We start from the raw sequence: 25,582 nt of genomic DNA, 5'->3' as shown, positions 1-25,582 counted from the left end.
GGCGCGGCCGTGATGTCGGCTATGCCGGGGGGAATGATCACGGTCTCTGCGGAGGTGGACATTGTTCCTTTCGGGTGCGGTGGGTGGACATCGGCCATCCCACCGATTCAGTCCCAGAGCGACACTTCGGTGCCCCGCCCCTCGGCGATGGCGCGGTTGGCCAGCGCGTGCGCCACAGCGATATCGGTGAGCACCAATCCGCTGTTGTAGACGAAAATACGTTCGTCGTCGGTTGTCCGGCCCGCCGCGCGACGGTCGAGTATCTGGGGTAGCTCGGCGTCGACCCTGCGTAGCCGACCGTCGGGACCCGCCATATCGGTTCCGGTCAAAGCCATTTGTTCTGCGCTGGTGGCGATTACGCGATCGGCCTCGATGAGGGTGGAGGGCGCCAGGCCGTAGCCGACCAGTACCACGGTCGCCCCGGGCGCCAGGTCCTTGGCCTCGATCGCGACCTGGGTACCGGGCCCGGCGGTGGCGAGAATGATGTCCGCTTCGCGCGCCGCCGCGTACGGGTCGCTCACGATGTCGAGTTCGGCGTGCGGATGATGATGCAGCAGTTGCTGATACACCGCTTCCAATCCTTCCGGGTGGGTGCCGTAGAGCATGAGCCGGTTCAGCTGCGGATTCGCCGCCAGTAGATGGGGTAGCGCATTACGGCCCTGGGTGCCGGTGCCGATCAGCAGGACGCTGCGCGCTCCCGGCCGGGCGCATTCGCGTACCAGCAGTGCCGAGACCGCGGGTGTGCGCAGGGCGCCGACGCGGGCGCAATCCATCAGCGCGATCGGGTTCCCGGTGGCGTCGTCGTAGAGCGAGATCGTCGTGAAATACCGCTTGTTCGACCTGTCGTGGTGCGGGTCGAATTTGTAGCTGGTCTTCATGGCCACCACCCGGCGCCGCCCGTCGCGCCCCAGCATGGCGTAGGCCACCGACCACCCGTCGGGATGGGCGACGCTGAGCTTGCGGGGGTTGTCCGAATCGCCGCCCGCCAGTGCGAGATACGCGTCTTCGACGGCCCGCACCACCTCGACCGGAGAGATCGGGACATCGGCCAGGTCGCTGCGGCTGAGTACGCGGAGCGGGGTGGGGCGGCAGTTCACGTGTTCTGTCCTCGGGTCGTGCGGAACGGTGCCACCACGCGCTGACCGTAGCCGTCCTCCCCGGCCTCGGCGTCGCGGCGGCGTTGGGGCAGGCGAATATTGACCCGCTTGAGCCAGCGGTCGGTGCCGTCGTAGCGGGGGGTGAACGGCACCCGCCCGTGCACCACCACGTCATTGTCCACCAGGAGTAGTTCTCCGGGCGCCAAAGCCGTGGTGAGGCACACTCTTTCGAGTTCACTGGTCAAATGCCGGTAGGCGCTGCGGAATTCGTCGTCGGCACGGTCGAGCGGGGTGTACGCCGGATCGAAACGCAGTGTGGTCCCATCCGCGTCGTCGCCGAGGGCGGCGATCGGCGGCGCCGGGGCGTCGCCGAAGGCGCTGCCGTAGGAGACGTCGGGCAGGATCGGCAGCCGCGCCTCGCTCAGGATCTTCCGCTGTGCCGCATCGAGTTCGACGTTCCGGATCGAGGACACGGTGGTCCCGACCCGATCGGGATTGCGCAGGCAGCCGAGCATGAGCAGGTTGGCCCGGTCCGGGTGGAAGGCGTCCTCGGTGTGCGGGCTGAGCAGCGCGGTGCTGCTGGCGCCCGACTGCTCGTGTTCGTGGCCGGGCGTGGGCACGATGTTGTTCACCAGCCGTCCCGCCTGCTGGCCCTCCCAGCCGAAGGGTTCACCGGCGCACCGCGCCAGCAGCAGCATGGCGATATCGAGCTGGAAGGAGCCGGACCGCGGTGTTCGGGTTCCGGCCAGTTCGGTTGCCTCCTGCCAGTTGTACGGCGTCGGGCCGAATTCCTCGTCGTCGACGGGAAGCCGGCCGATGACCGCCACGCCCGCCGCGGTGGCGGGCGGCCGCATGGCCTCGTGCACGGCGTCGGGCAGCCGTCCGTACTTGGCGTCGATGTGGCGCAGCAGGACGGGGTGCGAGAGGGTGGTCGCGATCTCCGGACAGCGTCCGACTGTGACGGCGATCTCAGCGGCGACGTGGCGCACTGCCCGGGCTGCGGATTCGGACAGGTCGCGTCGTTCGAGCTGGGCGGGGTGGAGCTGACTACGTTCGGGGAGAACGCTTTTCACCAATGGGAGGGCCTTCCTGGCTGGGCGGTGGCATGGTGATCTTGGCTCGGCGAAAGACGGTATTACCACCGTGGAATTTTGGCAAGGCTTACCTAACGGTGTGTCGTAGAAATAGCGGATGGATATGGGATTCCCGTGCGGTGGCCCGCTGAACACGATCGTTACCGGCGACCCGGGCGAACCGTGTTCACGGTGTTCGCCTCCGCGCCGATCCATCTGGATGATGAATGGGGTGCGTATCCGAACGGCCGGCCTCCGGGCCCCGCTGACCCGCGCCGGCCTGCTGGGCACGGCCGCCGCGCTGGTATTGCTGACCGGTTGCGGGACAAGCAATCTCACGCCCGTTCCGGACGACATGCCACCGGGCGCGGGCGCACCGCTGCCGCCGATCAACCTGGATGCGCCGGGGCGCACCGCGATTCAGCTGCAGGGCTGGGCGGAGGAACAGCACGGGCCGACCGGCATTCCGGTGCTGGCCCTGGAGGCCTACGGATACGCGGCGGCGGTGATGGCGCGGTCCAAGCCGGAGTGCGGGATCGGCTGGACCACGCTGGCGGGCATCGCGAGCGTGGAGAGCCGGCACGGCACGCACGGCGGATCGCGCATCGCCGATGACGGGACGGTGTCGCCGCCCATTCGCGGGCTGGCACTGGATGGTTCGCCCGGGCGCGCGCGGATTCTGGACGTGAGCTCAACCGAGGCGAATCCGGTGTACGTCCGGGCGATGGGTCCGTTCCAGTTCATTCCGGAGACCTGGCAGCGCTGGGGCGTGGACGCCAACGGCGACGGGAAGATCGATCCGGACAATATCGACGATGCGGCCCTCACCGCCGCGCGCTACCTCTGCGCCATGGGCGGCGACCTCACCGGCGCACCCGGCTGGCAGCAGGCGCTGCTCACCTACAACCAATCCGCCACCTACATGAACACCGTCCGCTACCGCGCCGCCGCCTACAGCGTGGGCCGCAGCGTCTGATTTGCCCTCCGCTCCGCTCCGGGCGGGTTCGCGGCGCCGGAGTCTCGTTCTTCCCTCCTCCGCTTCCCTCCTCCGCTTCGCTCCCCCGCGACGTCAGTCCAGAACGAGCGCTCCGCCTCCCCGCGCTTGCGCCGTGAACCTGGTGTGCGGTCGTAGTAGTGGGGGAGTGTGTATATCTTGCGGGCGCGCCGATGGGGGGATGCGGCGGCGCGATCCCGGCACAGTAGGCTCGTCAGCGCACGGGTTCGCCGTGCGACCTGCCGAGTCAGCAGCCGAAGGAGTGTCGTTTCGTGGCCATCATCGAACAGGTCGGAGCTCGCGAGATCCTGGATTCGCGTGGCAACCCCACTGTCGAGGTCGAGATCGCTCTCGACGACGGCACCCTCACCCGCGCGGCCGTGCCCTCCGGCGCGTCCACCGGTGAGCACGAGGCCGTCGAGCTGCGTGACGGTGGCGACCGCTACCAGGGCAAGGGCGTGCAGAAGGCCGTCGAGGGCGTCCTCGACGAGATCGCCCCGGCCGTGATCGGTCTCGACGCCGTCGAGCAGCGCACCGTCGACCAGACCCTGCTGGATCTGGACGGCACCCCGGACAAGTCGCGTCTGGGCGCCAACGCCCTGCTGGGTGTTTCGCTCGCGGTGGCTCGCGCGGCCGCCGAGTCCTCGGGCCTGGAGCTGTTCCGCTACGTCGGCGGCCCGAACGCCCACGTCCTGCCGGTGCCGATGATGAACATCCTCAACGGTGGCGCGCACGCCGACTCCGGCGTCGACGTCCAGGAGTTCATGATCGCCCCGATCGGCGCGGCCACCTTCAAGGAGTCGCTGCGCTGGGGCGCGGAGGTCTACCACACGCTGAAGTCGGTGCTCAAGTCTCAGGGTCTGTCCACCGGTCTGGGCGACGAGGGCGGTTTCGCGCCGTCGGTCGCGAATACCCGTGCCGCCCTGGACCTGATCGCCTCGGCCATCGAGAAGGCCGGTTTCAAGCTGGGCAGCGAGATCGCGCTCGCGCTCGACGTGGCCGCCACCGAGTTCTACACCACCGGTGAGGGTTACAAGTTCGAGGGCAAGCTGCACACCGCCGCCGAGATGGCCCAGTTCTACGCCGGCCTGCTCGGCAACTACCCGATCGTCTCGATCGAGGACCCGCTGTCCGAGGACGACTGGGACGGCTGGGTCTCCCTGACCGACCAGATCGGCGACAAGGTGCAGCTCGTCGGCGACGACCTGTTCGTCACCAACCCGGACCGCCTGGAGGAGGGCATCGCCAAGGGCGCGGCCAACGCACTCCTGGTGAAGGTCAACCAGATCGGCACCCTGACCGAGACCCTGGACGCGGTCGAGCTGGCCCACCGCAACGGCTACAAGACCATGATGAGCCACCGGTCCGGCGAGACCGAGGACACCACCATCGCCGACCTGGCGGTGGCGGTCGGCTCCGGCCAGATCAAGACCGGCGCCCCGGCCCGCTCGGAGCGTGTCGCCAAGTACAACCAGCTGCTGCGTATCGAGGACGCCCTGGGCGACTCGGCGCGCTACGCCGGTGACGCCGCCTTCCCGCGATTCGCGTTCGAAGGCTGAATAATCGGTAGCTCGAGCCCCGACCCGGCCCCCGAGAGTTGGGACTACTACTGAATTTCGAGGTGTGAGATGACGGAGCGACGGGCGCGCGGAACTAGTCCGGCAGGACGAAGTGACCGGCGCCCGTCGCGCTCCGCTCGCGCCAAGAGCGGCTCGGGCGGGAAGCGGAACGAATCCGCCGCCGTCCCGAAATCCGGTGCCGCCGCGAAATCTTCGAGCTCGAGCAGTAGCCGTACGACCTCCGGGAAGCCGGCTGCCAAGCGTCGCACCGCCCCCAGGGCGGCCGCGAATTCCGAACGGCACGAACGCAAGATCCTCGGCCTGTCCACCGGTCGCGCCGTGCTGCTGGCCGCCGTGCTGGCGGGACTCGCGCTCACCCTGGCGGTGCCGCTGCGCACCTACTTCACGCAGCGCTCGGACGCCTCCGAGCTGGCCGCTCAGCATCGCCAGCTGGAGGAGGAGGTCGTGACCCTGCGCGATCGCCGTGCGCAGCAACAGGATCCGAACTACATCAAGGCCGAGGCCCGGGACCGCCTGCGCCTGGTGATGCCGGGGGACACGCCCTACATCGTGCAGATCCCCGAGATCGAGCAGCCGGCCATCCCGACCCAGCCCGCCAAACCCCGGGAGCCCGACCCCTGGTACACGCAGCTGTGGCACAGCGTTTCCTCGCCGCAGCCCGTCGCCGCCCCGGCTCCCACCCCGCCACCCGCACCGGCGCCCCCGCCGCCCGCCCCCACCGAGGAAGGACAACCCAGGTGACCGCAGCCGAGAACGTCCCCGGCGAGCGCGATCTCGCGATCGTCGCCGAGCAACTGGGCCGGGCTCCGCGCGGCGTGCTCGCCATCGCCTACCGCACTCCGGACGGCCTGCCCGCGGTGGTCAAGACCGCGCCCAAGCTCCCGGACGGAACGCCCTTCCCGACCCTGTACTACCTGACGGACCCGCGCCTGACCGCCGAGGCGAGCCGTCTGGAGACCACCGGGCTGATGCGCGACATGTCCGAACGCCTCACCCGCGACCCGGAACTCGCCGCCGCCTACCGCGCCGCGTACGACAGCTACCTGTCCGAGCGCAATGCCATCGAGGACCTCGGCACCGACTTCGCCGGCGGCGGCATGCCCGACCGGGTCAAGTGCCTGCACGTCCTCATCGCCCACTCCCTGGCCAAGGGCCCGGGCCTCAACCCCCTCGGCGACGAGGCCGTGGCCCTGGCCGCCGACCATGGCCTGCGCGGCACCGCCATTCCGGCGGACTGGCCGAAATACGAGGAGTACCGCACCGATTCGGAGCCTGCCGGCGAGTGAGCCGGCCGTGCCCGCAGTGACGACCGGCCATCCACCGGTCGTGCAGCGCCGGCGTGGTCCGCTCGGCGAGATGTGTTCAGAACCAGTCGAATTCAGAGGTCAGGGATGAGCAACGCAGAGTTCGCGCGGAGTGCGGCCCCCGGTGCGGAAGCGCACGAGCGGATCGCCGGCATCGACTGCGGAACCAACTCGATCCGACTCTTGATCGCCGATGTCGCGCGCGACGCCGACGGTAGGCCGCATCTGACCGATGTGCATCGGGAGATGCGGATCGTGCGACTGGGCCAGGGCGTGGATGCCACGGGTGCGCTGAATCCCGAAGCGATCGAACGCACTCGGGTGGCGCTGAGCGACTATGTCGACCTCATGCTGAAGCACGGTGTGACGCGGGTGCGGATGGTGGCCACCTCCGCCACGCGCGATGCCGCCAACCGTGAGGACTTCTTCACCATGACCGGCGTCGAGCTGGGCCGGGTGGTGCCGGGTGCGCAGGCCGAGGTCATCAGCGGCGACGAGGAGGCGCGGCTGTCCTTCGCCGGTGCCGTCGGCGAACTGTCCAGCGCCGCAGGACCTTTCGTGGTGGTGGATCTCGGCGGCGGGTCGACCGAGGTGGTGCTGGGCGATGCGTCCGGCGTGCACGCGGCGTACTCGGCCGATATCGGTTGCGTGCGCATCACCGAGCGCTGCCTGCACGGCAATCCGCCCACCCGCGAGGAGGTCGCCTCGGCGCGCTTCTTCGCCTCGGAGCGGCTGGCGCAGGCGTTCGGCGTGGTGCCGGTGGAGCGGGCGCACACCTGGGTGGGTGTGGCCGGGACCATGACCACGATCGCCGCGGTGGCGCTGGATCTGCCCGAATACGATTCGGACCGTGTGCATCTCACCCGCCTGCCGCTGGCCGACCTGCGCAAGGTGTGCGATCGGCTGATCGGCATGAACCACGACGAACGGGCCGCGCTCGGGCCCATGCATCCGGGCCGGGTGGATGTGATCGGTGGTGGCGCGGTAATAGCCGAAGTGCTTGCCGATGAGCTGGCGCGGCGTGCCGGGATCCGCGAGCTGATTGTCAGCGAACACGACATCCTGGATGGCATCGCACTGTCCATCGCCTGATCAGACCACTTATCAAGCGGCTGCGGAATATTTGTCCCTCGGCCCACGCATCCGGGACATTCCCTTGGCAATTGTGACGCAGGTTAACATCTGAGGTTGCTGTCAGATTGCCCTTTATGGGAGGGTCACCGGTATGTCAGGAGTAGCTCACGACGCGAAACCGGCCACTGAACGGACCCTGTTCGGCCACCCCATCGGTATCGCGAATCTGTTCGGCGTCGAATTGTGGGAACGGTTCTCGTTCTACGGAATGCTCACGATTCTCGGCTACTACCTGTACTACACGGCCATCGACGGCGGCCTCGGCATGGCCAAGTCCACTGCCACCGGCATCGTCGGCGCCTACGGCGGTCTGGTCTACCTGTCGACCGTGCTCGGCGCGTGGATCGCGGACCGGCTGCTCGGCTCGGAGCGCACCGTCTTCTACGGCGGCGTCGTGGTCATGGCCGGCCACATCGCGCTGGCCGTCCTGCCCGGCCTGACCGGTGTCGGCGTCGGTCTGGTGCTGGTCGCGCTGGGATCGGGTGGCCTGAAGGCGAATGCCTCCTCGCTGCTGGGCACTCTCTACGAGAAGGACGATCCGCGCGCGGACGGCGGCTTCACGCTGTTCTATCTGGGTATCAACCTGGGCGCCTTCGCCGGTCCGCTGATCACCGGCCTGCTGCAGGATCACGTCGGTTTCCACTACGGCTTCGGCGCGGCCGCCATCGGTATGGCGATCGGCCTCGCCCAGTACGTCATCTTCCGCAGGAACCTGGGCGAGCACGGCCGTGATGTGCCGAACCCGTTGCCGCGCACCGCGATTCCCAAGGTGGTGACGGCCTTCGCCGCGATCCTCGTGCTGGTCGCCTTCGCCTGGGCCGCCAAGCTGGTGACCCTGTCCAACCTGCCCGACGCCACCACCTTCGTGATCATCGTGGCCTCGATCGCCTACTTCGCCATCATGCTCACCAGCGAAAAGGTGACCCCGATCGAGCGCACCCGGGTGCGCGCCTACATGCCGCTGTTCATCGCGAACGCGGTGTTCTGGTCGCTGTTCCAGCAGATCTTCACCGTGCTGGCGGTGTACTCCGATGACCGCATGAACTGGTCCATCTTCGGCTGGACTGCGCCGTCGAGCTGGATCGGTTCCATGGAGCCGGTGTGGATCATCGCGCTGTCGCCGCTGTTCGCGATCATGTGGACCCGCCTGGGCATGCGCTCCCCGAGCACTCCGCGCAAGTTCTCGCTGGGCGTGATCGGGATGGGCGCGGCCTTCCTGCTGTTCACCCTGTTCTCGGGCAGCCACGGCAAGTCGGTGTCGTTCGTGATCGTCTTCCTCATCCTGGGCGCGTTCGCGGTCTCGGAGCTCATGCTCTCGCCGATCGGTCTCTCGGTCACGACGAAGCTGGCTCCCAATGCTTTTCGCGCTCAGATGATGGCCCTGTACTTCTTCTCGGTCGGCATCGGCACCTCGATGTCGGGCGTGCTGTCCAAGTTCTACGACCCGTCTCACGAACTGGTGTACTTCGGCGTCACCGGCCTGGTGGCCATGGCCGTCGGCGCGGCCGTCTGGACCGTGGCCCCCTGGATCAGCCGCCACATGGAGGGCGTGCACTAACTCCCGTCGTCACATGCCCGGCATGGCCAGGAATTCGTAGATGTCGATGGTGCCGCCCCATTCGGTGTGCGGATGGCCCTTCAGTACCTCCTGAAGTGCTTCGCTGGAGTCGGCCTGCAGGATGGAGAATCCGCCGATCCCGCCGTCGGCGTTGAGGGATCCGGGTCCCAGCGGCGACCCGAGATCGACGATCGCCGACCCCGCCCGATCGGCCCAGTCCATCCACGCCTTCATGCCCGCCGCCTGGGCTTCGGGGGTGGTCTGGGCCATCTGCTCGCGAGCGGACTGATCCGATTTGTAGATCACCAGGAATTTGGTCATCGGTGACTCCTGACTGTCTCCCGGTCGAATCCGGCTGACCGGGCCTTTTCCGACTGGTTTGCCAATCGTATGCCGCCGCTTCGGCCGATGGTGGGGGAATGGGTGGCCGAAACGCATCCGCCGATGCGCGCCGGGAGACCGGTCGCGAGTACTTAAGTACGACAGATTCCCGGTCACGCCGATCTTCATAACGTGGTGCTCATCAAGTTCGAACCAGCGATCCGAGCCAAAGGGATTCCGATGTTCTTCACCACCCCCACCGACGGCACCACGCTCGCCTACGAGGACTACGGCACCGGACCGGCCATCGTGTTCGTCGCCGGAGCCATGCTCGACTCCGATATGTGGGAGTACCAGATCCCCTTCTTCGCCGACCTCGGCTACCGCTGCATCTCGCTGGACCGCCGCGGCCACGGTCGCTCCGACCGGCCGCGCGGCGGCTACGACCTCGACACCACCGTCGACGACCTGGCGGCCCTGCTCGACCACCTGGACCTGACCGAGGCCACCCTGGTCGGGCATTCCACCGGCGGCGTGGAGATCGCCCGCTATCTGGCCCGGCACGGTGAATCCCGGGTGGCGCGAGTGGCTTTCGTCAGCTCGATGCTGCCGTTCCTGAAGCTCACCGACGACAACCCGGGCGGGGCTCCGGTTGCGGCGCTCGAGGACATGCTGCATCGCATCCGCACCGACCGGCCCAAGTGGCTGGCCCGGCAGTCGCAGCTGTACTTCGCCGAGCAGTTCGGCACCGAGGTGTCGCCCGAGCAGTCGGACCTCACCTACCGGCAGTGCCTGTCGACCGCGCCGTGGGCGACGCTGAAGATCCAGGAGGCGGTCTTCCACGCCGACAGCCGGGAAGCGGTGCGCGGCATCACCGTTCCGGCGCTGATCGTGCACGGCGACGCCGACTTCTCGGCGCCGATCGACATGACCGGCCGCCGCACCGCCGACCTGCTGCCCGGTGCGACCTACCGCGAGTACCCGGCCGCCGGGCACGGGCTCTATGTCACCCACGCCGAGCGGCTCAACAACGACCTGCTCGAGTTCATCAAGGCATGACCCGGCAGGCACGATGATCAATGAAGTTGTGCGGCAATATCCTTCAGCTCACCCCGCGAGGTGACGCCGAGCTTCGGGTACGCCTTGTAGAGGTGGTAGCCGACGGTGCGGTGGCTCAGGAACAGCTGCGCGGCGATGTCGCGGTTGGACAGGCCCTGCGCGGCGAGGCGGACGATCTGCAATTCCTGCGGGGTCAGGCCCGTCGCGGTATTGCGCGACGGGCCCGGATCGGAATCCGGTGCGCCGGCCGCGGTCAGCTCGTGGCGGGCGCGCCTGGCCCAGGGGTCCAGTTCCAGCCGTTCGAAGACCTCGAGGGCCTCGTGCAATCGGGTGCGCGCCTCGGCCTTGCGGCGGGCGCGGCGCAGCCATTCCCCGTAAAGCAGAGCGGTACGGGCGAATTCGATGGAACGAGCCTCGCGGTCGTGCAGCTCGAGCGCCTTCGCGTACAGATCTTCGGCATTCTCGTCGTCCAGCAGCGCGCGGCAGCGCAGCACCAGGGCGTCGGCCCAGCCCTGTCCCACCGACTCCGCCCAGCCGGCGAAGTTCGCGAAAGGCGCCGCGGCGCGTTCCGGCGCCCCGATTCGCACCGCGGCTTCGATGAGATCCGGCACCGCCCGGATGGCGCAAATATGGTGATCGAACGGTGATTTCGTCAATCGCTCGAAGCGCGAGAGCGCTGATTCCGCTCGCCCGGCCCCGAGGTCGAGCAGTCCCAGCGACCAGTGCGCCCATGGTGCGCCCGGCGCGATCGCTCCCGGTGTATCCCCGGTGAGGCCGAGCTCGGCCTGCGCCCGGCACTGGTCCTCGTCGCCGCGCAGTGCGTCCAGATGCGCCAGCACACTGCTGAGTTGGCGCACCCACTGCTGCTGTCCGGTATCGCGGGCGAGGTCGCGGGCCTCGACCGTCGCGGTGCGCGCATCGCGCAGGCGGCCGGTGAAGATATCGGCCTCGGAGGCGAAGAACAGGACGGTGGGCAGTCGCCCGGCGGCACCGGCGGCGCGATGCTTGCCCTCCAGGGACATGGCCAGATCGAAGGCGGGTCCGTCCTGCCCGCGCGCGAGCGCGATGCCGCAGAGGATCGACAGAACCTGATCGGAAACCTCGCCCCGGGAAAGGATTTCGCCCAGAATGTCGGTCAGCGCCAGGGGGCGGCCCGGGCCACGCCCGAACAGGCGGCTGATGAACCGCACCACCGGGGTCACCGGCAGCGCATCCGGCAACCGCAGGTCCGCAAGGTGTGCGAGGACCTCCCGCAAATCGGCCTCGCCCAGATACCACCCGGTGTGCATGGCCTGCACCAGCATGTCCGCCGCCTGCGCGGGTTCGGTGGCCGCGATGCTCGTCGCCGCGTCGATCAGCAGCCGGTGCGCGTCCGGAAACTTGCCCTGCCAGAAGAGCGCCAGCGCCCGCACCTGGGAAAGACTGGCGCGCAACGATTCCGAGCTCACCTCGCGAGCCGTGCGCCGGGCCAGCTCGGCCGCCCGCTCCAGATCACCCGACTCCAGCGCCGCCTGGGCGGCCAGCGTCTGACGTCGTGTCCGATCCTTCGGCCGATCGCTGAGCCGGGCCGCCCGATCGTACGCGGCGGCCGCCGCCTTGTGGCCACCGCGTTCGCGCGCGCGAACAGCGCTGCGCTCCAAGGCATCCGCCACCTCCGCATCGGGACCGAGGGCCGCCGCCGCGCGATGCCAGGCTCGCCGATCCGCCTGCTCGGGAGCGTCCAGCGCCTCGGCCAGGGCGTGGTGCACCGCCAGTCGCTGTCCCAGCGGGGCACGTTGGTACACCGCCGCGCGAATCAGCGGATGGCGGAACGTGATCGACAGGTCGGCGCCGGTCCCACGCTGCAACAATCCGGCTGCCTCGGCGGGAGCGAGATCATCGATGCCCGCTCCGAGGCTCGCCGCCGCACGCAGCACGACGGCCGGTTCAGTGGATTCATCGGTGGCCAGCACGGTCAGCAGGGTCTGGGTCGGCTCCGGCAGCCGACTGATCCGGCCGTGGAAGGCCAGTTGCAGCCGATCGGTCAGGGGCAGCGCGCCCGCGGCGAGATCCGGCGTCGATTCGGCGGCCATCGCCAGCGGCAGCTCCCGCAGGGCCAGCGGATTGCCGCGCGCCTCGGCCAGCAGCCGGTAGCGCACGGCCGGGGTGAGCGCATGCTCATCCAGCAGGGCCGCCGCCGCCTCGTGGGACAGACCGGTCAATCGCTGCTCCGGCAGCCCGGCGGCCTCGAACGATCCCTCGCCCTCGCGGACGCCGAACAGCATGGCCACACCCTCGGCCTGCAGCCGCCGGGCCGCGAACAGCAGCGCGTCCTGCGAGGCCCGGTCCAGCCACTGCGCATCGTCGACCACGACCAGCAGCCCGGCGCCCTCGGCGTACTCCGTGAGCAGCGACAACACCGCCAGGCCGGTGAGCATGGGCTCGCGTCCGCCGGGACCGAGGCCGAGCGCGCCTGCCAGCGCCGCCCGCTGCGGTTCCGGCAGGCCGGGCAGCCGGTCCAGGGCGGGGCGCAGCAGCAATTGCAGTCCGGCGAACGGCAATTCGGCCTCGACCTCGACGCCGGTGCCCCGCAGCACCCGCACGCCGTCCGCTCGCGCGGCGGCGTATCCGAGCAACGCCGTCTTGCCGATCCCGGGTTCGCCGCGCAGCACCAGCGCCGCGCTGCGCCCGTCGCGCGCACCCTCGATCAGGGTGTCGAGCGCCTGCTGTTCGCGCTCGCGTCCACGCAGCTGCGGAATATGTTCGGCCACGGTCGTTCTCACACCCTCCCGCCCCGCGATCGCACCATCGCGGCGGGGCATCCTCCTCCATCATGGCGGGTTCCGGATCGGGGACCGATCCGAGCTCTCGTCCCCCCCCAAACGTGATCTGCATCACTCGACCATTTTGCCGAGTTCGATAAGTGCTGGTAACAGCACACTTTCAGCATGCTATGGGGCCGTGGTTCACCCGATAATCGGATGAATTCTGTCGGACCCCGCCGGAATACTGACCGGCGACCGATGAGTTGAGCGATCAGTACCCGTCTGCATCGATATGGCCCCCCGGACGGCACCGTCGCCGATTCCGCGTCAACCCCTCGAATACGAACACCCCCGGAGGTTTTCCCGTGCCCGATCTATCCGCTAGCTCGACCAAGCAGCGGACGCCAACGGTCATCCGGTTGCTGGTGCTCGCGACCTTCACGGTGATCTTGAACGAGACCATCATGATCAATGCGATTCCGCGGCTCATGACGGATCTTCACGTGACCGAGCGGTCCGCGCAGTGGGTGTCCACGGCGTTCATGCTCACCATGGCGGCGGTCATTCCGGTGACCGGCTGGTTCCTGCAGCGCGTCAGCACCCGGCGCGCGTACTCCCTCGCGATGGGTGTCTTCCTCCTCGGCACCGCGGTGGCCGCGATCGCGCCGTCGTTCGCGGTGCTGCTGATCGGCCGGGTCGTCCAGGCCGGCGGCACCGCGGTCATGATGCCGCTGCTCATGACCACCCTGATGACGGTCGTCCCCGAGCACGACCGCGGCCGCGTGATGGGCAATGTCACCCTGGCCATCTCGGTCGCCCCGGCCATGGGCCCGGTCATCTCCGGCCTGGTGCTCCAGATCGGTTCGTGGCGCTGGCTGTTCGCGCTGGTGCTGCCCATCGCCGCGGCGGTGACCTGGTTCGGGCTGCGCAGGCTGGAGAACGTCGGTGAGCCGCAAGCGGGTTCGATCGACTGGTTCAGCGTGGCGTTCGCGGCCCTCGGCTTCGGCGGGCTGGTGTACGGCCTGAGCAAGTTCGGCGCGGGCAGCGCGCTCACTCCGGCGCTGATCGTCGCCGGCGGTGTGGCCCTGGTCGCCATCTTCGTGTTCCGTCAGGTGTACCTGCAGCGCAACGGCAGCCCGCTGATGGATCTGCGAATCCTGTTGTCCGGCACCTACGCCAAGGCGCTGGTCCTGATGGCCCTGGCCTTCCTGGCCATGATGGGCTCGATGATCCTGCTGCCGCTGTACCTGCAGAACCTGCGCGGCCTGAGCCCGCTGCAGACCGGTCTGCTGGTCATGCCCGGCGGTCTGGCCATGGGTCTGCTCGGTCCGACCGTGGGCCGGCTGTTCGACCGGTTCGGCGGCCGCGTCCTGGTGATTCCGGGCGCGATCGGCATCACCGCCGCCCTCGTCGGGTTCACGCAGCTCTCGCTGACCACGCCGTATCCGGTGCTGGTGGCGCTGCACATCCTGCTCATGGTGTCGCTGGCCGCTGCCTTCACGCCGGTGTTCACGCTGGGCCTGGGCGCGCTGCCGATGCACCTGTACTCGCACGGCAGCTCCATGCTGGGCACGCTGCAGCAGGTGGCCGCGGCCTTCGGCACCGCGCTGGTGGTGACGGTCATGACGTCGCGGGCCACCCATCTGACCGATGGCGGCGCCAACCCGCTCGACGCCCACCTGTCCGGCATGCGGCTGGCGTTCGCGATCTCCGCGGCGCTGGCGCTGATCGTGATCGTGATGGCGGTGCTGCTGCCCAACCGCTCCGAATCGCCGGAGCCGGTCGAGGATTCGCCCGAGGCCCTGGACGCGTCCGGCGTCGCACTGGTCAAGGACTGACTCTCCGAGGGTGAAAGCGCCCGTGGCCGAACGCCGCGGGCGCTTTCCCGTTCCTAGACCGCGAACTTCACTGCGAGGGCGATCCCGCAGCCCGCGGCGATCACCCGCAGGCTGTTGCTGGGCAGTCGTCGTGCCACCACCGGGCCGACCCGGCCGCCCAGCAGGAAACCGAGGGCGAGGGGGAACACGAAGGCCCAGTGCACCGGACCGTAGAACGCGAAACCGATGGCCGCGGCGCCGTTCGCGCACATGGACGTGACGCTCTTGACGGCGTTCGCCTGCTGCGGCGACCACTCCGGGAACATGGCCGACAGGATCGCGAGGATCAGAATTCCGCCCGCCGCACCGAAATACCCGGCATAGATCGCGGCCGCGAACAGCAGTGTGCCCAGCAGCCGGGTGCGCAGGACCCGGGCACGGCCGCTCGAATCCTGCCAGCGCCGAGCCAGATACGGCTGGGCCAGGAGGAAAACCGAAGCGCCGCCGATGAGGAACGGCACTACGAGCTGAAAGGTCGAGGCCGGCGCGACCAGCAAGAGCACCGCGCCCAGGGCGCCGCCGACCGCCGCGATCAGTCCGAGCCGCAGCGTCACCCGCCAGGTGCCCGCCAGCTCGGTTCGCGAACCGGCGGTCGCGCCCACGCCGGTGAAGATGAGCGCGACGGTATTGGTGACATTGGCCGCCACCGGCATCAGCCCCATGCCGAGTAGGGCCGGAAAGGACACCAGCGACGCCAGACTGACCAGCACACTGACCAATCCGGCTACGAAACCAACGGCAATCAGCTCGACCGCCTGGACGACGGTCACCGCTCACCGGGCCGGAAACAAGAACAACCCGCGCTCACCCGGACATCCTACGAATTCGATTCCCCGGGTTCGCCGGGGCATGGGCACGCCCGCATCGATAAGCGTTCTTTATCGCTGAGTGCCGGAGCTGCCCATTGGTCGGAAGCGTGGTTTCCAGTGAACTGAATGGCATGAGCAGCACAGAGGAGACCCGGACGGTGATCGAGAGCTACATTCGCGCCCTGCAGGGCGGCGAAGCGGTCGAGCGGCGCAGCGAGTTCTTCGCGCCCGACGCCACACGTTGGCCGGGGACCTGCCGACGTCGGGGACCTGGGTCGGACCGGATCAGATCTTCCACGGCTTCCTGCCCGCCATGCTGGCGCGCTTCGACACCGGTAAGCCCATGAGCCAGGAGGTGCGCGGCGTGATCGCCGACGGGGACCGTGCCGTGGCCGAGTGGACCACCCGCGCGACCACGGTGGCGGGCGCGGAGTATGTCAACGACGTGGTCATCGCCTTCCGCGTCGCCGACGGCCGAATCGCCGAAGCTCGCGAGTATTTCGACACCGCGTACGCGAATCACGTGCTGTTCGCGGGCAATTGAGACATCGCCCGCTGTCAGCGGCTGACAGCGGGATGACAGGGCCGCCGACGAGGCTTACAGAAGCAGGCCCAGTGCGGCCGATATGAAGGAGGACAGTTCATGCGAGTACTGATCATCGGAACCGGCGGTTACCTGGGTTCCGCTGTCGCCGAACGCTTTGCCGGCCAGGGTCACGAGGTCGTGGCACTGGTGCGGCCGGGCAAGGAGGGTGAGGCCGGATTCGAGACGCGCACAGGCGATCTCGCCGATCCGTCGTCCCTCACCGCCGCGGTCACCCCCGACATCGACGCCGTGGTCGACCTCGCCACCCCCAGCGGAAATGCGGAGGCGGACGCCGCCGCCATCACCGCCCTCACCGACCCGCTGCGCGGCACCGGCAAGCCCTTCGTCTACACCAGCGGCGTCTGGGTCCTCGGCGCGACCGACGGCGCCACCGCCGACGAATCCTCACCTACCAACCCCATCCCGATCGTCGGGTACCGCCCGACCATCGAGCGGCAGGTTCTCGCCCTGGCCGACGCCGGTGTCCGCGCCGCCGTTGTCCGTCCGGGCATCGTCCACGGCCGCAATGGTGGAATTCCCGCTCTCCTGGTCGATCTCGCGCGCAAGCACCAGGCCCCCGTCGTGGTCGCCGACCCGACTGTCGTATGGCCGACCGTCCACGTCGACGACTTGGCCGACCTCTTCGTGAAGGTCGTCGAAGCAGCTCCGGCGGGCACCGTCTGGCACGCCATCACCGAGCCCGCCGTCTCGGTCGCCGACCTCGCCACCGCCGCAGCCCAGACCGCCGGCATCTCCGGCGACCCGGTGATCTGGCCCATCGCCGAAGCCGAAGCCGCCCTCGGCGCTCCCTTCGCCGAAGCCTTGGCCCTCAGTCAATCCGTCACCGGCAACGCCGCCCGCACCGACCTCGGATGGAACCCGCAGGGCCCCAGCGCAACAGCCGATCTGAGTGCCGGTTCCTACCGCTGACCGACGTAGGCCGGGTGGCCGCCCGCACCGAGTAGCCACCCGGCCTCGCTGAAGTTCCGGCAATCGCCGACCGATGCGCCTCCGAACTGGTTGCGGCGCAACGATCAAGCCCCGGCGGGAACTTTGTCGAGGAAGCCGTAGACGCGTTCGATGCGCCCGTCCTCGGCGAGGGCCGCGACATCGAAGCCGACGACCAGGGGCTCCGCGCCCGGTGTGCCGAGGTGCCAGGTGAAGCGGGCGATGTGGTGGTTCGCGTCGACCGGAGCACCCAGGCTGAACTCCAGTCCGGCGAACTGGGCCTGGACCGCGGCGATGGTGGCATCCAACCCGGCGTGCCCGCGGACCGAGCACAGCGGGTCGGTGTATTCGGCGTCGTCGGTGAACAACTCGGCGACCAGGGCCGCGCGGGCCGAGGCGTCGGTGGTGTTCCAAGCGGCGAGGTAGCGCTGGACGAGTTCGTTGATGTCGCTCATGTCGGTTCTCCTTGCTGGTGTGAACTTGATGAGCACAACGTTATGAAGAACGCCGTACCTGGGAATCTGTCGTCCTTAAGTACTCATGACCGGTCTCGCGCACTACGGTTCCGCGGCCGTCCACAGATGGTCCACCACGAAGCCGATGTCATTCGGGCGCGGGATCGTCCGGGGCCGCTGGCCGGCGGGGGCGTCGGCGCTGCTCTGTATAGTCGGGCGGACATTTTGTGACGATGGTGGGAACCCGGTGGGAATCCGGGACGGTCGCGCCACTGTATCCGGGCCGTTGCGGCGGTACGGGAGTCAGACCTCGCGTCGCCACAGCCCTACGTGCGGGGACGCGGGTTCCCCGAGAAGGTCTCTGCGCGCATGTCTGTCGATCCTGGTTCGAATTCCGCTGTCCCCGCGCGCCGTCGATTGCGGCATGTTCTGCACGACTGGTCGCGGCGGGACTGGATCGAGGCGGGGGTGCTGCTCGGGGTGGTCGCGGCCATCCATGTGGTGGCGTTCGGGCTGTTGTTCGGGGCGGTGGCGCCGCACAGCTATCAGCTCGGGTCGCAGGTGTTCGGGGTCGGGTTGGGCTTCACCGCATACGCGTTCGGCCTGCGGCACGCGTTCGACGCGGACCACATCGCGGCGATCGACAATACGACCCGGAAACTCATGGCCGATGGGCAGCGGCCCAAGTCGGTGGGCTTCTGGTTCGCCATGGGGCACGCGACGATCGTGTTCGTGCTGGCCGCGCTGGTGGTGGCCGGGGCGCGGGTCGTCGGCGACCTGGTCGATGACGACTCGCCCACCCGCAAGACCCTGGGCGTCGTCTCGACGGTGGCGTCCGGATCGTTCCTGTATCTGATCGGGCTGCTCAATGTGGTTGCGCTGATCGGGATCTGGCGCGTGTTCCAGCGCAGCCGGCGCGGCGAGTTCGACGCCGAGGAGCTCGAGGCCGCGCTGCAGGCCCGCGGTGCGCTGGCCCGGCTGCTGGGCCCGGTCATGCGGGCGGTGCGCCGGCCGGCGCAGGTGTATCCGGTGGGCGTGCTGTTCGGGTTGGGCTTCGACACCGCCACCGAGGTCGCCCTGCTGGCCCTCGCCGGTTCCGGTGCCGCGGCCGGACTGCCCTGGTACGCGATCGTGGTGCTGCCGCTGCTGTTCGCCGCGGGCATGAGCCTGATGGACACCCTCGACGGACTGTTCATGAACGTGGCCTACGACTGGGCCTTCTCCGAACCGATCCGCAAGATCTACTACAACCTCACCATCACCGCCCTCTCGATCGCGGTGGCGCTGATCGTCGGCTCCATCGAACTGATCACCGTCCTCCACGACGACGCCGACTTCGTCAACCCGATCACCGACTGGATCGCCGGAATCAACCTGAACAATGTCGGATTCGGCATCGTCGGCCTCTTCGTGGTCGCATGGATCATCGCAGTGGCCTACTGGCGGTGGGCCAAGGTGGAACAGCGCTGGACCTCGGCCCCATCGGAATGAATCCTGCCTGGCGGCCGGAGTGAGCGCACCGCGCTGCTGAACCCGGGCGGGGCCTGCGCCGTAGTATCGACGTGTGCCCGATCCCGACACTGCATTCATGGGATGACGTGAGGTCGAGAAGCCCTCTGGCACAAGCGTTCGCGTGGTGATGCGACGATGGACCGTGCCATGACCGATCCACTCGTGACCCCGGTGTCGCGTGCCGTGCGGGCGGCGATTTTCGCCGTGATCGCCGTCGCGGTGTCGGCCGCTGGGCACGGTCATGTGGTCGGACACGAGCTGTCGTTCTCGGGTCTGGTGGTGGCGTGCGCCGCGACCGCCGCGGTGGCATGGGCTTTCGCCGATCGGCAGTGGGGTGTGTTGCCCATTGCCGGTGGTTTGGCCGGTATGCAGTTGGTGCTACATCTGTGGTTCGGGCTCGCGCCCATGTCGGGGGGCCACATGAACCATGGCGCCGGGATGAGCGCCGGGGCGAACACTCCCGCGATGATCGCGGCGCACTGCCTGGCCGCGATGTTCTGCGGCATCTGGCTGTGGCGGGGCGAACGGGCCTTGTTCGCACTATTGCGCGCGCTGTATGCGCGCTTTTTCGTGCCGCTGCTGCTCGTCTATCTCCATCCGACTGTGCCCGCCGGCATCCCGACCGGGCGGGTGGCGGAATACGGGGTTCCGAAGACATCGCAAACCCTGCTGCGGCATGTGCTGGCTCGTCGCGGCCCGCCCGCGTGTGCATTCCAGGTCTGAACAGCTCACTGCCGGTGGCGGATTCGCCCACCGGTGACTGATCGACCGCCCCCTTCGCGGTGTGCCGCTGATCGTGCGGCGACCGATTCCGATCGACGTCTCATCGCTGTGGCGTCTGCAATCGAAGGCTTGGCAATGCACCTAATCCCTTCCGCGTCAGCGTCTGCGCGCGGCCTCATCCGGGCGAACCCGGCCCCGAACAGCCCCGCGGTCTCGGCGGATGATCAGCTGACCGCGCTCGCGCTGGCCGCCGGTCGTGGCGACCGCGGCGCACTCGAAGAATTCATTCGCGGGACCCAGCGTGACATCTGGCGTTTCACGGCGCATCTGACCGATGTGCAATCCGCCGACGACCTCACACAGGAGACCTACCTGCGCGCGTTGCGCAGCCTGCCCGGTTTCGCCGGCAGGTCCTCGGCGCGAACCTGGTTGCTGTCCATCGCCCGGCGTACCGTCGTGGACCGGATCCGAAGCGCCGCAGTGCGCCCGAAGAAGGCCTCCGGCGACTGGCAGACCGCGATCGATGAACGCTGCGAGCGTGACAGCTCCGATTTTCCCGAAATGCTCGCCATCGCCGACCTGCTGCGCGGTCTGCCCGACGATCGCCGGGAGGCGTTCGTGCTCACCCAGATGCTCGGGCTGTCCTATGCGGAGGCGGCCGAGGCCGTCGGCTGTCCGGTCGGGACCGTCCGTTCCCGGGTGGCCCGTGCCCGGGAATCCTTGGTCATAGCCTGGAAGGAGCCCGACCGGCCCACCGTCACGGGACCGAGCTGAGCGGCCAGTCCGGCGGCAACCGTCGCAGGATGTCGGCCGTGAGGTCGGGAACCGGGGGGCCGGGGCGCGCTGTCAGCGTCCGCTGCAGCGATTCCGCGCGCCGGTACCAGGAACGGCAGTCGGCGCACGCGTCCAGGTGCCGATCGGCCGATCCGGCCGCGACGGGCTCCGGTTCGCCGTCGATTCGCGCGGACAGCGCTTCGCGGATCGTTTCGCACCTCATGGCTCAATGGTCGCGCAGGCCCGGCGCGAAGTTCCCGGCGGGCCGGACGGCGAGGCTGTTCCCGGACCTAATCCACGGGAACCGGGGCCGCCGTTCGTTCGACTTGTCGGGTGTGAGTGTGCGCGCGGAAACCCCGGCGGTCACGGCCATCCGCAGCTCGGTGCTGACGGTGCTGCTGACCACGGCGATGGCCCTGTCGATGCTGCCGCTGTTCCTGCTGGGCGCGCTGGGTCCCCGGCTGGTCGGCGAATTCGGCATCGCCACAGGGCAACTGGGGTTGCTGGTGGCAGCCGGATTCGGGGTGGCGGCGATACTGTCGCCGGTGGTCGGTCCCATGGTGGCGGCGCTGGGGGCCCGGCGCTGCCTGATCGGGATGTTCGCGCTGTCCGCGTCAGCCCTCGCCCTGTTCGCGGCGGCACCGGGCTACGGCGGTCTGGTGGCGGCGATCGCGGTGTCGGGGGTGGGACAGGCACTGGCCAACCCGGCGACGAATCAATTGATCGCGACCCATGTTCCGGCCGCCGGGCGCGGTGCGGTGGCGGGATGGAAGCAGTCGGGAGTGCAGTTCGGCGCGTTTCTCGCGGGCCTGCCCCTGGCGGCGATCGCGGGCGCGGTGAGCTGGCGCGCGGCCGTGGCCACCGCGGCGGTGACAGCGGCGTTGGCAGCCGCTGCGGCGCTGACGGTGGCGAAAGATCCGCAGCCGCCGCGCCTTCCGCCGCTGGTGGTGGCGCGCCCGCACGGCGACGCGATCTGGATGTGCGGCTATTCGGTGCTGCTCGGGACCGGAATCTCGGCGATCAACACCTATATCGCGCTGTACGCCGCCAACCAGCTGGGGCTGTCCGCGGGCGCGGCGAGCGCCCTGGTCGCCGTACTCGGCGTCGCCGGAATCGCTGGGCGAGTGGGCTGGACCCGGTGGTCGTCCCGATTGCCCACCCCGGCGATCCTGCTGGGGCCCTTGGCCTTCGGCGCGGCGGTCGCGGCGCTGGGAATTCTCGCTGGGACCTGGTGGAGCGGGTGGGTGTGGCTGGGCGCGCTCGGCATCGGCTGCTGTGCGGTCTCGGCGAACGCCGTCTCGATGATGACCGTCATCGCGACGGCCACGCCCGAGTACGTGGGCCGTGACTCGGCGGTGGTATCGGCGGGATTTTTCGGCGGGTTCGTCATCGGGCCAGCGGTTTTCGGTGCGCTCGTGGACGCCTCGGATGGCCGCTACGGACCCGCGTGGACCCTGGTGTCGGGGGCGTTCCTCGCGGCGGCAGCGGTGGCGTGGTGGTGGCGGGCGCGGACCGCGCGACGAGCGAAGGCGGATGTGTGATGACCTCGGAGACGGATCGAATCGGCGGGACACCCGCGGGCATACGCGCAGCCGTCGCGCTGGGGTCGATGCTCGAACGGATCGCGGTCACCGAAGCGATTGTGCAAGACCGGTTTCCGCTGTACGCCACACCGGACACGGGAGAGTGGACGACGACCCGCCGCGGTTCCTGGGTGGCCGGGTTCTGGGTCGGGCAATTGTGGCTGCGGGCGCGATTGACGCGGGATGCGCGGCACCGTGACGCGGCGAAGGACTGGGCGCGACGGCTGGCCCCCGCCGCTGCGGCGGACACGGTCACCCGCGGGCTCACCCTGTGGTACGGAGCCGCTGCCGGACATCGGCTCGGGGTCTCGGAATCGGGCCATCAGCTTGCAAGTCGGGGCGCGGAACAGCTGGCCGCGACCTACGACCCCGCGGCCGGAATTCTGCCCTGGGGAACGGCTTTCAACGATCCAGCCCAACCGGCAATCGCCCGCGTGGACGGCCTCGCGGGCACGATCCCGCTGCTGGCGTGGACCGGTTCGGGCGCCGTCGCGGAGCGGCACCTGACAACTCACCTGCGGGCCTGCTCACGTCCGTCGGAGTTGATTCCCACCTTGTCGTTCGCGCAGGGCCGCTGGGAGCCGCGCGCCGAGCCCGCCGCCGGATGGTCGCGGGGTGAGGCGTGGTTGCTGCTCGCGCTGGCCGACGCGGGACTCTGGCTCGATGCCGAATACTCCCGGCGGGCAGTCGAATTGCTGAGCGAATGGCCCTGGCCGCCGACGGCTGTCCCGGCGGCTGTGCGCGGCGAACCGCTGGTGCTCGACACGTCGGCTGCCTCGATCACGGCGGTGGCAATGTGCAAACTCGGGTGCTCTGATCGAGCCCGCGAGTTGGTCGCGGTCCTTGTCGGTGAGCACCTTTCGACCGGTGAGTCGCCTGGGCGGCTGTTGAACGGCTGCTACGACCTGTCTCGCGGTCTGGCAACCCGCCACGAATTGATCTGGGGCGATTTCTTTCTCATGCTCGCGCTGGCGATCCTGTCCGGCGAGGTGGATCCAGCCGAACTGTGATCGCCCCGCCGGACACGCCGCCCACCCCGGCCCGGCCGCTCAGCCGTGCATCGCCGCGGTGAGCTTGGCGGCGGCGTCCCGGTAAACCGAGAGCAGATCCTGGTCCTGCGTAGGGTAATTGGTGAGATCGATCTGTTTGGCGGACGAGCCGGGCAGCACCTGACCGGTGCTCATCTGCTCATTGCCCAGCACATACTGCGGATTCTTGGCGGAGAGGTCCGCGACCTGCCCCGGGGTGATGGGTGCCGGACCATAGGTGCCGAGCACCCGCGCGCCGGACAGCTGGGCGGCGAAGCCCATGAACGCCTGCTGCACCACCTTCGGCGGCTGCCCGCCGGGCCAGGCGGTCTTGACGTCGGTGGCGAGCTTGCCGTACTCGGTCTCGAAATCGACGATCCACTTGTCGGCGGTGGTGCGGGTGCCGAACATGTCGCCCAGGCGGCGTACCTCGGATTCCATGGTGTCCTTGGCATTGTCGAGGTTGACCTCGACCAGCGCGGCCTTGGATCCGGCGGCGTCCTTGATCTTGCCCGCGAAGCCTTCGAACTGCGCGTACAGCACGAAGTCGGCCTTGGCGACCTCGGCCAGATCCGACGGTTTGGGGTCGTAGTCGGGCGCGTGTTCGATCGAGGCGGGCACGATGACCGTCACCTCGGACGCCCCGGCCGCCTTGGCGAACGCCGCCTCCCACGAGCTCGCGGCCACCACATGCGGGCCGTTGTGGTCGTGGTCGCCGCTCGACGAGCAGCCGGTGGCGACAGCCCCGCCGGTGATCAGTGCAACGGCACCGATCGCGATGCGCGCGAGCCGGTTTCGTCGGATGAGGGCCATCCTCGTTTTCTCCAATCGGGTATCACATGAACGACGAGGGCGACCGCCCCCGCCAGCAGCACCAGGACCGGACCGGGCGGCAGGTCCAGTGCCACCGCGAGCGTGAAGCCCGCGATGTTCACCACCACGCCCACCGCGACCGCGGTGATCGCCATGGTGGTGAGCGAATTCGCCAGTCGCCGCGCGGCCAGGGCGGGCAGCAGGGTCAGTGCGTCCACCAGCAGCGCGCCGGTGAGCCGGATGCCGGCGGCAACCGCGATCGCGACCAGCACCAGCAGGATCAGGGTGAGCCGGTCCACCCGCACCCCCGAGCAGGCGGCCAGTTCCCGGTCGTGCAGCAGCAGTCCGATCTGGCGGCGGCGCAGCACGAACAGCAGCGGCACCACTGCGGCGAGCACGCCGAGCAACACCACATCGGGCGTGCGAGTGGCCAGGATGGATCCCCAGAGCAGTTCGAACGCGCCATTGGCGTTGACGCCCGAGATCGACAGCACCAGCAGCGCGCCCGCTATGGACAGGCTCATCAGAAGACCCATGGCCCCGGACAATCCGGTGCGGCTGCGGGCCAGCGGCGTCAGCGCCGCCCCCGACCCACCGCAGGCCACCAGGGCGCAGAGCATGGGGTCCAGTCCGGTCAGCATGCCGACCGCGATGCCCAGCAGCGCCACGTGCATCATGGCGAACCGCACCGGCATGATGTCCAGCCCGATGATGACCACGCCCACGATCGGCAGTCCGACCGCGCCCAGCACCAGCGCGAACAACCCGCGCTGCACCGGAGCGAGCTGCCACACGTCCATGAAATTCGCCGCACTGTTCACGCGCTCTCCTCATGCCGAGCGGGGATTTCGCGCAACCGGCCGTCGGCCATCTCGAGCACGCGATCACAGCGGTCGGCCAGCGCCCGATCATGGGTGACCACCAGCACCGTCACCGGCAGCGCCACCAGCAATTCGGCCGCCTCCGCCTGACCGGCGAAATCGAGCGCGGCCGTGGGCTCGTCGGCCAGCAGCAGCCGTGCGCCCGCGGCGACACAGCCGACGGCCCGGGCCAGATACATGCGCTGCAACTGACCGCCCGACAGCGTGTCCACCGGCCGATCCGCGAAGTTCGACACGCCGAGCCGCTCGCCGGCCTCCAGCGCCGCGCCGAGATCGCCACTGCTGACCAGCAATTCGCGCGCCAGCAGCGGAAAGCGGCCGGAGGACTGCCGTTGCGGAATCCACGCCGCGACCTTGCGCCGGCGATCCCAATCCCGTGCCGACCGCGCCCGATCCCCGTCCACGGCAATGACACCCGACGACACCGGGTGCAGCCCCAGCAGCGCGCGCAGCAGTGTCGTCTTCCCTGACCCGTTGGTCCCGGTGAGCGCGACCCGCTCGCCGGGCTCGACCACCAGATCGACCTCTCGCACGACCGGTCGCCGGTCGTGCGCACAGCACACCCCGGTCAGTTCCACCCTCGATCCCGCTCGCACCCTCAGCTCCACTCGTCGTCGATCCACAAGTCGTGCCGCGAATCGATTCGGTTCCCGGGATTTCGAGGTCGCCGTGCGCCGCTGCCCGCTTCTCGCGGACCTACCGGGCCGGGCCGATGCGGTTCGAGCCAAG

At 69.0% G+C, this 25,582-nt stretch carries 25 protein-coding genes; 15 read left to right on the top strand and 10 right to left on the bottom strand.

All coding sequences use genetic code 11. The annotated features are described in order from the left end of the window. Window positions 1-107: 107 nt before the first annotated feature. A complete protein-coding gene (locus ACQP1O_RS37835; RefSeq protein WP_433563111.1) occupies window positions 108-1,097 on the bottom strand; it encodes an ornithine cyclodeaminase family protein in 990 nt (329 codons plus the stop codon). Then, window positions 1,094-2,170, bottom strand: coding sequence for a TauD/TfdA family dioxygenase (locus ACQP1O_RS37830; RefSeq protein ID WP_433563110.1), 1,077 nt, complete (start codon window positions 2,168-2,170; stop codon window positions 1,094-1,096). The genes ACQP1O_RS37835 and ACQP1O_RS37830 overlap by 4 nt, the downstream gene beginning before the upstream one ends. Window positions 2,171-2,393: 223 nt before the next feature. Between ACQP1O_RS37830 and ACQP1O_RS37825 the strand changes: the two genes are divergently transcribed. The 6 genes from ACQP1O_RS37825 (at window position 2,394) to ACQP1O_RS37800 (ending at window position 8,740) form a co-directional block, all read left to right on the top strand. Further along, window positions 2,394-3,146: a lytic transglycosylase domain-containing protein gene (locus ACQP1O_RS37825; RefSeq protein WP_433567926.1), complete on the top strand. Its 753-nt coding sequence runs from the start codon at window positions 2,394-2,396 to the stop codon at window positions 3,144-3,146. A gap of 290 nt (window positions 3,147-3,436) precedes the next feature. Continuing rightward, window positions 3,437-4,723, top strand: coding sequence for a phosphopyruvate hydratase (gene eno, locus ACQP1O_RS37820; RefSeq protein ID WP_354833209.1), 1,287 nt, complete (start codon window positions 3,437-3,439; stop codon window positions 4,721-4,723). Between the two features lie 69 nt (window positions 4,724-4,792). Further along, the gene (locus ACQP1O_RS37815; protein ID WP_433563109.1) at window positions 4,793-5,485 is read left to right on the top strand and encodes an FtsB family cell division protein; all 693 of its coding nucleotides are present in this window, start codon (window positions 4,793-4,795) and stop codon (window positions 5,483-5,485) included. After that, complete coding sequence (locus ACQP1O_RS37810) at window positions 5,482-6,030, top strand: DUF501 domain-containing protein (protein WP_356995623.1); 549 nt, start codon at window positions 5,482-5,484, stop codon at window positions 6,028-6,030. The genes ACQP1O_RS37815 and ACQP1O_RS37810 overlap by 4 nt, the downstream gene beginning before the upstream one ends. Window positions 6,031-6,135: 105 nt before the next feature. Continuing rightward, the gene (locus ACQP1O_RS37805; protein ID WP_433563108.1) at window positions 6,136-7,140 is read left to right on the top strand and encodes an exopolyphosphatase; all 1,005 of its coding nucleotides are present in this window, start codon (window positions 6,136-6,138) and stop codon (window positions 7,138-7,140) included. A 133-nt stretch (window positions 7,141-7,273) separates the two neighbouring features. Then, entirely contained in the window at window positions 7,274-8,740 is a 1,467-nt protein-coding gene (locus ACQP1O_RS37800; RefSeq protein WP_433563107.1) for a peptide MFS transporter, read from the top strand. Window positions 8,741-8,749: 9 nt separating this feature from the next. Here the strand turns inward: ACQP1O_RS37800 and ACQP1O_RS37795 are convergent, their stop codons facing one another. Next, window positions 8,750-9,061, bottom strand: a complete 312-nt coding sequence (locus ACQP1O_RS37795; protein WP_433563106.1) for a YciI family protein — start codon at window positions 9,059-9,061, stop codon at window positions 8,750-8,752. A gap of 192 nt (window positions 9,062-9,253) precedes the next feature. Between ACQP1O_RS37795 and ACQP1O_RS37790 the strand changes: the two genes are divergently transcribed. Then, window positions 9,254-10,120, top strand: a complete 867-nt coding sequence (locus tag ACQP1O_RS37790; RefSeq protein ID WP_433563105.1) for an alpha/beta fold hydrolase — start codon at window positions 9,254-9,256, stop codon at window positions 10,118-10,120. Between the two features lie 17 nt (window positions 10,121-10,137). Here ACQP1O_RS37790 and ACQP1O_RS37785 read toward each other — a convergent pair whose 3' ends face one another. Beyond that, window positions 10,138-12,882, bottom strand: a complete 2,745-nt coding sequence (locus tag ACQP1O_RS37785) for a helix-turn-helix transcriptional regulator (RefSeq protein WP_433563104.1) — start codon at window positions 12,880-12,882, stop codon at window positions 10,138-10,140. Window positions 12,883-13,229: 347 nt separating this feature from the next. Here ACQP1O_RS37785 and ACQP1O_RS37780 point away from each other — a divergent pair, with 347 nt between their 5' ends. Beyond that, entirely contained in the window at window positions 13,230-14,702 is a 1,473-nt protein-coding gene (locus tag ACQP1O_RS37780; RefSeq protein ID WP_433563103.1) for an MDR family MFS transporter, read from the top strand. Between the two features lie 53 nt (window positions 14,703-14,755). Here ACQP1O_RS37780 and ACQP1O_RS37775 read toward each other — a convergent pair whose 3' ends face one another. Then, window positions 14,756-15,511 carry a sulfite exporter TauE/SafE family protein gene (locus tag ACQP1O_RS37775; RefSeq protein WP_433563102.1) on the bottom strand — a complete coding sequence of 252 codons (756 nt, stop codon included), beginning with the start codon at window positions 15,509-15,511 and terminating at the stop codon, window positions 14,756-14,758. Between the two features lie 280 nt (window positions 15,512-15,791). On the opposite strand from ACQP1O_RS37775, the gene ACQP1O_RS37770 reads away from it, so the two are divergent. Both ACQP1O_RS37770 and ACQP1O_RS37765 read left to right on the top strand, forming a co-directional pair. Continuing rightward, window positions 15,792-16,094: a nuclear transport factor 2 family protein gene (locus ACQP1O_RS37770; protein WP_433563101.1), complete on the top strand. Its 303-nt coding sequence runs from the start codon at window positions 15,792-15,794 to the stop codon at window positions 16,092-16,094. Between the two features lie 99 nt (window positions 16,095-16,193). After that, window positions 16,194-17,066 (top strand): sugar nucleotide-binding protein, encoded by an 873-nt coding sequence (locus tag ACQP1O_RS37765; RefSeq protein ID WP_433563100.1) that lies wholly within the window; start codon window positions 16,194-16,196, stop codon window positions 17,064-17,066. A 104-nt stretch (window positions 17,067-17,170) separates the two neighbouring features. Here ACQP1O_RS37765 and ACQP1O_RS37760 read toward each other — a convergent pair whose 3' ends face one another. After that, a complete protein-coding gene (locus ACQP1O_RS37760) occupies window positions 17,171-17,539 on the bottom strand; it encodes a nuclear transport factor 2 family protein (RefSeq protein ID WP_433563099.1) in 369 nt (122 codons plus the stop codon). Window positions 17,540-17,908: 369 nt separating this feature from the next. Here ACQP1O_RS37760 and ACQP1O_RS37755 point away from each other — a divergent pair, with 369 nt between their 5' ends. The 3 genes from ACQP1O_RS37755 (at window position 17,909) to ACQP1O_RS37745 (ending at window position 20,548) form a co-directional block, all read left to right on the top strand. Next, window positions 17,909-19,030 (top strand): HoxN/HupN/NixA family nickel/cobalt transporter, encoded by a 1,122-nt coding sequence (locus ACQP1O_RS37755; protein ID WP_433563098.1) that lies wholly within the window; start codon window positions 17,909-17,911, stop codon window positions 19,028-19,030. Between the two features lie 168 nt (window positions 19,031-19,198). Further along, entirely contained in the window at window positions 19,199-19,774 is a 576-nt protein-coding gene (locus ACQP1O_RS37750) for a hypothetical protein (protein ID WP_433563097.1), read from the top strand. Window positions 19,775-19,909: 135 nt separating this feature from the next. Next, on the top strand, window positions 19,910-20,548 hold the full coding sequence (locus ACQP1O_RS37745; protein ID WP_433567925.1) for a sigma-70 family RNA polymerase sigma factor: 639 nt from the start codon (window positions 19,910-19,912) through the stop codon (window positions 20,546-20,548). Here ACQP1O_RS37745 and ACQP1O_RS37740 read toward each other — a convergent pair. After that, window positions 20,532-20,771, bottom strand: a complete 240-nt coding sequence (locus ACQP1O_RS37740; protein ID WP_433563096.1) for a zf-HC2 domain-containing protein — start codon at window positions 20,769-20,771, stop codon at window positions 20,532-20,534. The genes ACQP1O_RS37745 and ACQP1O_RS37740 overlap by 17 nt on opposite strands. A 112-nt stretch (window positions 20,772-20,883) precedes the next feature. Here ACQP1O_RS37740 and ACQP1O_RS37735 point away from each other — a divergent pair, with 112 nt between their 5' ends. Continuing rightward, complete coding sequence (locus tag ACQP1O_RS37735; RefSeq protein ID WP_433563095.1) at window positions 20,884-22,089, top strand: MFS transporter; 1,206 nt, start codon at window positions 20,884-20,886, stop codon at window positions 22,087-22,089. Beyond that, complete coding sequence (locus ACQP1O_RS37730; RefSeq protein ID WP_433563094.1) at window positions 22,089-23,141, top strand: hypothetical protein; 1,053 nt, start codon at window positions 22,089-22,091, stop codon at window positions 23,139-23,141. The genes ACQP1O_RS37735 and ACQP1O_RS37730 overlap by 1 nt, the downstream gene beginning before the upstream one ends. 39 nt (window positions 23,142-23,180) lie before the next feature. Here ACQP1O_RS37730 and ACQP1O_RS37725 read toward each other — a convergent pair whose 3' ends face one another. From ACQP1O_RS37725 to ACQP1O_RS37715, 3 genes are read right to left on the bottom strand one after another with little or no spacing between them, the layout of a single operon-like run. Then, on the bottom strand, window positions 23,181-23,972 hold the full coding sequence (locus ACQP1O_RS37725; RefSeq protein ID WP_433563093.1) for a hypothetical protein: 792 nt from the start codon (window positions 23,970-23,972) through the stop codon (window positions 23,181-23,183). Then, window positions 23,915-24,793 carry a metal ABC transporter permease gene (locus ACQP1O_RS37720; protein ID WP_402766507.1) on the bottom strand — a complete coding sequence of 293 codons (879 nt, stop codon included), beginning with the start codon at window positions 24,791-24,793 and terminating at the stop codon, window positions 23,915-23,917. The genes ACQP1O_RS37725 and ACQP1O_RS37720 overlap by 58 nt, the downstream gene beginning before the upstream one ends. Beyond that, entirely contained in the window at window positions 24,790-25,431 is a 642-nt protein-coding gene (locus ACQP1O_RS37715) for a metal ABC transporter ATP-binding protein (protein WP_433563092.1), read from the bottom strand. The genes ACQP1O_RS37720 and ACQP1O_RS37715 overlap by 4 nt, the downstream gene beginning before the upstream one ends. Window positions 25,432-25,582 lie beyond the last annotated feature (151 nt).

The sequence above is a fragment of the Nocardia sp. CA-151230 genome (genome assembly GCF_050942175.1).
Lineage (GTDB): Bacteria > Actinomycetota > Actinomycetes > Mycobacteriales > Mycobacteriaceae > Nocardia.
Note: the sequence above shows the minus strand (reverse complement) of the source record. Positions and strands in the feature narration are given on the sequence as shown.

Bases quoted from the DNA above. Each gene is read 5' to 3' on its own strand.
- ACQP1O_RS37825 (WP_433567926.1), top strand. From the start codon at position 2,394: ATGAATGGGGTGCGTATCCGAACGGCCGGCCTCCGGGCCCCGCTGACC.
- ACQP1O_RS37815 (WP_433563109.1), top strand. From the start codon at position 4,793: ATGACGGAGCGACGGGCGCGCGGAACTAGTCCGGCAGGACGAAGTGAC.
- ACQP1O_RS37805 (WP_433563108.1), top strand. From the start codon at position 6,136: ATGAGCAACGCAGAGTTCGCGCGGAGTGCGGCCCCCGGTGCGGAAGCG.
- ACQP1O_RS37800 (WP_433563107.1), top strand. From the start codon at position 7,274: ATGTCAGGAGTAGCTCACGACGCGAAACCGGCCACTGAACGGACCCTG.
- ACQP1O_RS37795 (WP_433563106.1), bottom strand. From the start codon at position 9,061: ATGACCAAATTCCTGGTGATCTACAAATCGGATCAGTCCGCTCGCGAG.
- ACQP1O_RS37765 (WP_433563100.1), top strand. From the start codon at position 16,194: ATGCGAGTACTGATCATCGGAACCGGCGGTTACCTGGGTTCCGCTGTC.
- ACQP1O_RS37760 (WP_433563099.1), bottom strand. From the start codon at position 17,539: ATGAGCGACATCAACGAACTCGTCCAGCGCTACCTCGCCGCTTGGAAC.
- ACQP1O_RS37755 (WP_433563098.1), top strand. From the start codon at position 17,909: ATGTCTGTCGATCCTGGTTCGAATTCCGCTGTCCCCGCGCGCCGTCGA.
- ACQP1O_RS37750 (WP_433563097.1), top strand. From the start codon at position 19,199: ATGACCGATCCACTCGTGACCCCGGTGTCGCGTGCCGTGCGGGCGGCG.
- ACQP1O_RS37745 (WP_433567925.1), top strand. From the start codon at position 19,910: ATGCACCTAATCCCTTCCGCGTCAGCGTCTGCGCGCGGCCTCATCCGG.
- ACQP1O_RS37740 (WP_433563096.1), bottom strand. From the start codon at position 20,771: ATGAGGTGCGAAACGATCCGCGAAGCGCTGTCCGCGCGAATCGACGGC.
- ACQP1O_RS37730 (WP_433563094.1), top strand. From the start codon at position 22,089: ATGACCTCGGAGACGGATCGAATCGGCGGGACACCCGCGGGCATACGC.
- ACQP1O_RS37725 (WP_433563093.1), bottom strand. From the start codon at position 23,972: ATGGCCCTCATCCGACGAAACCGGCTCGCGCGCATCGCGATCGGTGCC.